The organism is Acidobacteriota bacterium, assembly GCA_040752915.1.
In the GTDB taxonomy this organism is placed as follows: domain Bacteria; phylum Acidobacteriota; class UBA4820; order UBA4820; family DSQY01; genus JBFLVU01.
This window is the reverse complement of sequence record JBFMHB010000087.1, coordinates 1-7,545: the sequence shown is the minus strand read 5'-3', so window position 1 is coordinate 7,545 and position 7,545 is coordinate 1. Positions and strand designations below refer to the sequence as shown.

General features: G+C 70.1%; 6 protein-coding genes. All 6 read left to right on the top strand.

All coding sequences use genetic code 11. From position 1 onward, the window contains the following. Positions 1-3,224: hypothetical protein (locus tag AB1824_12115; protein ID MEW5765709.1), on the top strand; the 3,224-nt coding region annotated here is incomplete at its 5' end. A gap of 12 nt (positions 3,225-3,236) precedes the next feature. Continuing rightward, on the top strand, positions 3,237-4,583 hold the full coding sequence (locus AB1824_12110; protein MEW5765708.1) for an FHA domain-containing protein: 1,347 nt from the start codon (positions 3,237-3,239) through the stop codon (positions 4,581-4,583). 10 nt (positions 4,584-4,593) lie between these two features. Beyond that, positions 4,594-5,154 (top strand): hypothetical protein, encoded by a 561-nt coding sequence (locus tag AB1824_12105; protein ID MEW5765707.1) that lies wholly within the window; start codon positions 4,594-4,596, stop codon positions 5,152-5,154. Further along, positions 5,151-5,573: a hypothetical protein gene (locus tag AB1824_12100; protein MEW5765706.1), complete on the top strand. Its 423-nt coding sequence runs from the start codon at positions 5,151-5,153 to the stop codon at positions 5,571-5,573. Before AB1824_12105 ends, AB1824_12100 begins: the two co-directional genes overlap by 4 nt. Then, positions 5,563-6,639 carry a hypothetical protein gene (locus tag AB1824_12095; protein ID MEW5765705.1) on the top strand — a complete coding sequence of 359 codons (1,077 nt, stop codon included), beginning with the start codon at positions 5,563-5,565 and terminating at the stop codon, positions 6,637-6,639. Before AB1824_12100 ends, AB1824_12095 begins: the two co-directional genes overlap by 11 nt. A 51-nt stretch (positions 6,640-6,690) precedes the next feature. Beyond that, positions 6,691-7,368 carry a hypothetical protein gene (locus AB1824_12090; GenBank protein ID MEW5765704.1) on the top strand — a complete coding sequence of 226 codons (678 nt, stop codon included), beginning with the start codon at positions 6,691-6,693 and terminating at the stop codon, positions 7,366-7,368. Positions 7,369-7,545: the final 177 nt, after the last annotated feature.

The following is a 7,545-nucleotide window of genomic DNA, read 5'->3' as shown; positions in this document are numbered from 1 at the left end:
AGGCCGAACTGGCCCAGGCCCAGGCCCAGAAGGCCCAGGCCGTCCGCGACCTCGAACGGGCCACGGCGGAGCGCAACGCCGCCGCCCGGGAGTACAACCAGGCGGCCCAGGCCAAGGCCCAGGCCGACGCCAAGGTGGCTCAGCTCCAGTCGGCCCTCGGCATCGAACCCACTCCCGCTTCGGGCAAACAGGAGCCCCTGGAGCACGCGGGGGAGGGAGCCGCGGCCGCGGCCGCCGCCGCCTCGGGAGGGGGCCGGCGCCGCCGCCAGCCGAGCGATCCATACCGGGACGCGATCTGGCAGTACGACCAGGCCATGTACGCCGAAATGGCCCGGCGGGCGCGGGAGCGCGAGATGATGATGCGCCTTCTCCAGGAGCGCAACCGCGGAATGCTTCCCAACGGCCTGGGCGGAGAGGTGGCCGGAATGGGCGCCCTGGCCGGCCAGGGCCTGGCCGGACTAGGGGCCGCCGTGGCGGGCGCCGCCGCCGGGGGGATCGTGGGAGCGGGGCTCGTCCACGGTCACATGTGGGCCGAGTACAACCCCATCCGGGTCTGGGTGCATCCCAGCCACACCGCCGACGTGGGCTGCTACAAAATGGACGTGAAGTACCTGGACGACAACATGGTTTCCGGCGTCTCCTCGGCCTCCGCCGTGGGGCCCGGCGCCGTCGTGGGCGCCGACGCGGGGGGCCTTCCCCCGGCGGGTGGGCCGGGATCCGCGCCCGGGACGGGTCCCGCGCCGCCCGGGCCTCCGGGTCAGTGGGTCGCCCAGCCCGGCGGACCGAGCGACGAGGAGAAGGACGCCCGGGACGCCGCCCAGAAGGCCCGCGACGAGGCCCAGAAGTACAAGGACATGTGGGAGGAGTCCGAGAAGTCCGCCGACAAGTCCGACCCCGGCTACCAGAAGCTCAAGGACCAGTACGACCAGTACATCAAGAGCCAGGAGGACGCCGCCGCGGACGCGGAGGCCAAGGCCGACGCCCTGAAGGGCCAGCGGGAGGCCGAGGAGGCCGCCGCCAAGGAGGCCGCCGACCGGAAGGCCCAGTGGATCGCCGACCGCCAGGAGGACCTCAAGGCCGCCGCGGAAGAGAAGGCCCACCTCGAAGCCGTCATCCGGGGCGCCCAGCAGGGAGGCTTCGACACCTCCGAGCACCAGACCCGGCTGAACCAGTTGAACGAGCGGCTGGGACAGCTTCACGGCCAGCTCGGCAAGGAGGGGGCCGACATCGACTACACGGCCCGGGACCGGGGAACCATCTCGGTGGGCAAGGAGTTCGCCGAGGCGGGACAGAAGGCCAAGGAGCAGGCGGAACTCCTCGACCGGCTCCAGAAGATGCAGAAGGCGGCCTTCGACCACGGGATGCTGGAGCCCGGCGCCGACGGCCAGCGGGGGGACATCTACGGCAAGGTCGGCAACATGATCAACGACCTGCTCTCGGGCAAGAAACTGGACCCCGACAAGATCCAGCAGGTGAGGGATTACATCGGCGGCCGCATGGACGGCACCTACGGCGATCCCAACCGGATGCCTCCTCCCGAGAAGCCCTGGTACGCCGACGGGGAGTCCTGGAAAAACGCCTTCGCCGAGACGGGGCGCAACCTGTCCACCTGCCAGACGAGCGACGGGAAGTTCTCCTGGATGGGCCTCGGCGGCCGCATCGCCATCGGCGCCCTCACGGGGGGCGGATCGGAGTTCGTGTTCGTGCCCATGGGGGGCCTCCAGGTCACGAAGGACGCCGTGGACCGGGGAGCGGACGGATTCGAGGCCTGGAAGCAGGGCATGACCGAGACCATCAAGCAGGAGCTCATCGGAAAGTTCGTGGGGGGGGTCTTCCACGTGGGGGGCAAGGCCTTCGGCGGCATGGTGGGCGCCGAGCTGGCGGGCAAGAACATGTTCAAGGGCGCCGCCCGGGGGGCCTGGACGGGCCTTTCGGAGTGCGGCGAGAACGTCGTCAAGGAGGCCGGCGAGCTCTTCTCCGGCACCGCCTGGAAGAACACCCTCGCGGCGGGCGCCAACACTCTCGGGAAAGGCGCTTCCCGGCTTGGGAATATCGTCACCGGCGAGGAGGGCCTTACGCTGGGCTTCGGCAAGGCGGGCGCCGAGGGAGCCGAACAGGCGGCGGGCGCCGGGGCGAAGGCCGCCTCCGAGGGGGCCGAGCAGGGGGCCGTCAAGTCTCCCCTCATCGGCACCGAGGATTGGGCCCGCCAGCAGCAGATCCGCCGGGCCGCCGCCACGGGGGACCCCGACGTGGTGGCCGGCCTCTACCGGGACGGCGGCATGAAGGACCTCATCGAGATGCAGAAGAAGGGCTTCGTGAGCGCCGAGGAGGCCAAGGCCATCAACTCCGTCTTGCGGGACGAAGTCAACCAGTCCATCCGACAGGGCACGAAGGACGCCATCGAGGACTTCCAGAGCCAGACGGGCGTCAAGGTCAAGGAGGTCCTCGTGGGCGACAGCGGGTCCTCCGCCCAGGGCCCGCCCTCGCGCTTCAAGACCGACGCCGACCGGACCCTCATCACGACCTTCGACGACGCGAGCGTGAAGGACTACGCCTCCAAGCGGGGAATCAGCGAATCCGAGGCCTACGACGAACTGAGCAAGAAATTCACGAACGCCCACGAAGCGAGCGTCAACAAGTCGCTCCAGGACCGCACGGGGCTCACGGCGGACGACGTGGACTACAAGAGCTACGACCGCATCGGGGGCGGCTCGGGCAAGAGCGACTCCTACGCCGAGGGCTTCACCAACTCCCGGCAAGCGGGCCAGGGGTCGGGGGAGAAGTACACCGTGAACCCCGACGGGACGGCCAAGGACCCCGTGCGGGTCTCGGGCCAGACCATCGTGGACCAGAACCAGCTCACGAAGGCCAAGTACGATCCCAATTACAAGTTCCCCGAGGACGCCACGAGGATCCCGCCCAGCGAAATCCCCTCCGTCCTCGAGCAGCAGACGGCGAGCATCGGCAAGCACCCCGACGACCCGCTCACCATCGCCAAGGCCGTGGGGCGCACGGAGAAGGTCGCCAACGTGGTGGGCGAATCCCTCGGCGACCCGCGCCTGACGCAGACGGCCCGGGAGATCTACGAGAACCCAGGCCGCATGGACGAGATCCTGAAGAAGAACGGATTCGTGGACGCCGCAGGAAACCCCGACCCATCCGCTTTCTGCAGCCAGGGAAGTTCCAGGGTGGTCCACTATTCGGCCCAGTTCCCCCACCGGTAGAAGGAGCGCTCCATGCGAACGGACCAAGGTGAATGGATCCTGACGGAGGGCGAACTCGCCGCGGCCGCGAAGAGCCTCGGCCTGGCACGGGGTGTCCTCGATGCCCTACCCGGGGCGGCTCCGGCGCCGGACGAGGTCGTCCGAACCTCCCGGGAGGTTTCCGCGCTGGAACCCGCCCTCAAGGGCCTCTTCGAAAAGGCCCTCTCGGTCCTCGCCTCCCCGGCCAGGGTGGTGCGCTTCCACACGGCCGCGGCGGACACGCGGGTGAGCCGGAGCCTCCTCGCCTTCTCGCCCTCCCTGCCGGGAGTCTGGGTGAGCCTGGCGCGCGGCGGGGACGAGCGGCGCGTGAGCCTGAGGACCCAGGCCGAGCTGAGGCTCCTCGTGGCACGCCACCTCGCCGCCGGCGATTCGCTGAACCCCGATCGGGTGGGCGCCGACCTCTCCACCCACGGTGTCCTCGCCCTCCTCGCGGCCTGCGCCCAGATCCGGCGCGCGCGCCTCATCGCGCTCCTGCGCCACGAGGAGGCCGCCGAAGTGTTCTCTCCACACGATATCCAGGCCCGCCTGGAGGAGGCCGCCACGGCGGATTTCCGGTGGCCCCTCTCCTTCGTGGCGCCCATGATCCCTCTTCCCGTGAAGGAACTCGGCGTGACCAAGGACCCCCGGCCCGCCCTCGTGGAACTGGCGCGCGCCGGGTTCCTGGAGCCCGTGACCGAGTCCGAGACGCCCCTCTTCGAAATGAGCCCCGGAGGCCGTGTCTTCGCGGAGGGCCTCTGCCAGGAGGCCTCCCGGGGTGCGCTCTCGGTGGCCCGCGCCGTAACCGGCGACCAGATCGCCTACGACGTGATGCTCTTCTGCCGCGGCCCGTTTAACCTCTTCTCCTTTTTCATGAGCGGGGAAGTGGGCTTCGCCACGACCCTCCTGGCGGGAGACCTGGACGAACTCCTCCAGTACGCCTTCTCGGAGGCCGCGCCCCCGCCGCCCTCGCGATCCAGCGTCCAGGCCAAGGCCGATGCCTCGGACTCGGAGCGGACCGTCCTCGAAGCCCCCGCTTGCACTCCGGCATGGATCGTCGTGGAAAAGGGCCAGCAGATCGGCCGGCGGATCGCCCTGTTCCCCGGCGCCTCGGCGGGGCGGAAGGAGGACAACCTCCTCTGTGTGCCCGACCCCGGGGCCTCCCGGAAACACCTCGCCTTCACCCTGGACGAGGAGGGCGCCTGGCAGGTGGAGGACGCGGGGAGCAGCAACGGGACCTTCGTCAACGAGACCCGCATCGGGGCCCCGGTCCGCCTGAAGGAGGGCGACCTCGTGCGCCTCGGTCAGACGGTCCTTCGCGTGACCTTCACGCCGGGAGCCTAGGGAGGACCCCATGGCGACGGACCTATGGAAGACCGGTTGGCAGGAAGACGCCTTCGCTCGGGGCCAGAAGGCCTTCACCGAGACCCCGGCGTGGTACCAGCACCTCTCTCCGGCGGACGTGGCCGAGGACGCCTACCTTCTGGGGTGGGCCTCCACCCTCTTCGTCCGCGACGGCGTCCCCCAGGGACCGGGCCGGGCCCAGGCGGCGCCTCCGTCCGCCCCTGAACCGGCCCCCGTGGTGGCCGTTCCCGCCTTTCCCTACGAGCGCTGCCTCAAGCCGGGCGGAGAAACCACGCGCCACTACCAGGACGCCCTCGCGGGACGCTGCGGCGCCCTCCACCGGGCGGCGGCGGTCCGGGCCGGTGGAGAGGACGCCTGGTGCGGGGCCATCGCCGCGCTCCACCGGGCCGGAGCCCTCCGCACCACGTGTCCCGAGGATCCGCCCCTCCACGCGCCCGCGCTCTCCACCTTCGGCGAGGACTTCCAGGCCTGCGCCGCCGCCGTGGGGCGCAAGACCCTTCACGCCTTCAAGATCGGATTCGGCCTCTGGGGCCGGTGGGAGGCCCCATGATCGAGATCCGCCTCTCCCTGGCCGAGACGCGGTGGGCCCTCCAGCGTTCGGGGATCACTCCGCGCATGCCCTCGCCCATCCTGGAGCCCGTGGAGGCCGTGCCCGAGGTCCCCTCCCCGAGCCCCGCCGAGTCCGAAATCGTGAAGTCCCTTCAGGCGCGCGGCCTCGCGGGAACCGACGGCTCCCCCAACCCGCTCCTTTGCGCCGCGCTCGAGTGGCTCTCGGTCCCGGACCGGGTCTGGAGCCTGTCCCTCTTCGGACGCGGCGGCGCGGAGATGGTCCACCTGGCGACCAAGGAGGACGCCGCCGTGGAGTGCCGCCGGAGCACCGACGGCTTCCGCCTTCGCTTCCCGGTCCCCGCCTCGGAGGCCGAAGAGTGGCTGTCTCTCCGGTTGCGAGGAGGCGCCCATGGGTCCTAACCCCATCGCCAAGGGCATCGGCCTGGTCGTTTCGGGCGTCGTCTTCATCCTGGCGCTCTTCCTCAAGCTGTGTTTCACCACGGCCCTGTACGCCACGCTCGCGGAGATCCAGCGCCGGGTGCAGGTCTTCAAGGCCAACCGCCGCCCGCCCGTCCGCGCCATCCTCCTGATCCCCGTGGTCATCCTCTTCGTAAGCGCGGTCCTCTTCCTCATCAGCGTGCCCCGCTTCGTCTTTGGCACGATGAACCTCCAAGCCCTGCGCGGCCTGCAGATCAACCCCATGACCGTGGTGTGGATCGGGCTCCGCTTCGGTTTCCTGCTGGCGGCCCTGGTCCTGGGCCTGGTCCTCGGGCTCATGATCGGGCGGGGCTTTCCCGTTCTGAAGGACCGCTTCGGCGGAGTCCTCGTGGCCTCCAAGGGCGCCCACCTGACCTTCTGGACCGCGGCCTTCGCCCTTGCCGGCTTCTTCCGCCTCATGCCCTGGGGCATCGTCACCTACTGGACCGTCTGGCTTCTCGTCCTGGCGGCCTGCCTCGTCATGGGGGCGCACTATTCGCTGTACGGAAGCTACCGGGAGGCCTACACGCGAACCTCCCAGGGCCTCGGAAGCGGCGAGCCCATCCGCCTGGAGCTGGACGCCGGGGAGGCCGTTGTGCTCTCGGCGATCCTCGGCTCCCGAGGCGCCTTGACCGAACAGGCCCTGGCGCAGGCCCTCCGCTCGCCGGACGCCTCCCTCCTCGCGCATCCCGCCTGGGCCGAGAGGGCCCACGCTCTGGCCTCGGATGCCGGCGCTCTCGGAGCCGCGCTCTCGTCCCTGGCGACGCGAGGCCTGGCCGGCAAATCGGCCCAGGGCTGGGGCCCCGCCGGCGCCTCCCTCCGCCTCCGATCCGCGGGCTTTTGCGACCGCGCCGCCTCCCTGACCGTCAAGGGCCCCTCGGGGTCGCGAACGCGGGTCGTCCAGTGGCTCGGACCCTCGCGTTTGCTGATGGAGCCGGGCCCCTTGACCTTGACCCTCCGGGAGCTGGCCCCGGGCGACTCCCTGCCCGCTCTCCTGGCGGGCGAGTAGAATGGGAGCACGGGCCCCGGCACCGGGCGCATGGGGGGAGGAGGTTCCGATATGAGCGGACAGGGGGAGGAGAAACTCCTGGGCGACTTCGTGAAGGGCCGGTTCCTTTTCTTGGAGGACTTTTGCCAGAGAAACGGCCTGGACGTCGCTGGAACCAACCGAGCGGTCCAGGCCGAGGCCCTTCGGCTCGCGGAAGATCCCGCGCGCCAGGCTTTTTTCCGCGATCAGGTCTTCAACGGACCGGTCCTGGCCACCACGCTGTACCCCGAGTGGGTGGACCGGATCCTCCTGCAGGCCCTGAGCAACATCCTCAAGGGGCCGGGCGCGCCTCTGCACACCACCTCGTCCAAGGTCTCCTGCATCCCCTTCGAAGCCGGACGCTTCAACGCCCGACGCCAGGCCGCCTCGGTTTTCCGGCCCTTCTTCCAGGGCAAGACCCCCGAGAACTGGCTGACCCACGGCTTTTTCATGGTCCTGAGGCGCTGTTACGGCGACGGCTTCGCCGGGAAGGGGAAGGTCGTCGAGGTGGGCCCGAACCACTATCAGGTCCACATCGACAACGACGGGGTGCCCCAGGCCAGCCGGATGGAGTGCTCCACAGGCGTGGGGTACATCTACGAAGGGCTCCTCCTCACCGGCGCCAAGGACCCGCTCGTGACGCACACGCAGTGCCGGAGCGAATCCCCGGGCCCCGACCGGGTCTGCATCTACGACGTCACCTGGAAATAGCCCGCCGTCCGGCGGCATCCGAACCATCCGGCCCTTCTCGATGAAGACCTGCTTCCAGCCGGTGTAGATCGGCGAGCGGGAGGGGAGCTGGTTCGGCACCTCCTGCCCCGTCTTGGGGTCGATCTTGTACACCGCCACCCGCCAGTTGTCCCCCGAGTACCGCGGGGGCAGTTTCAG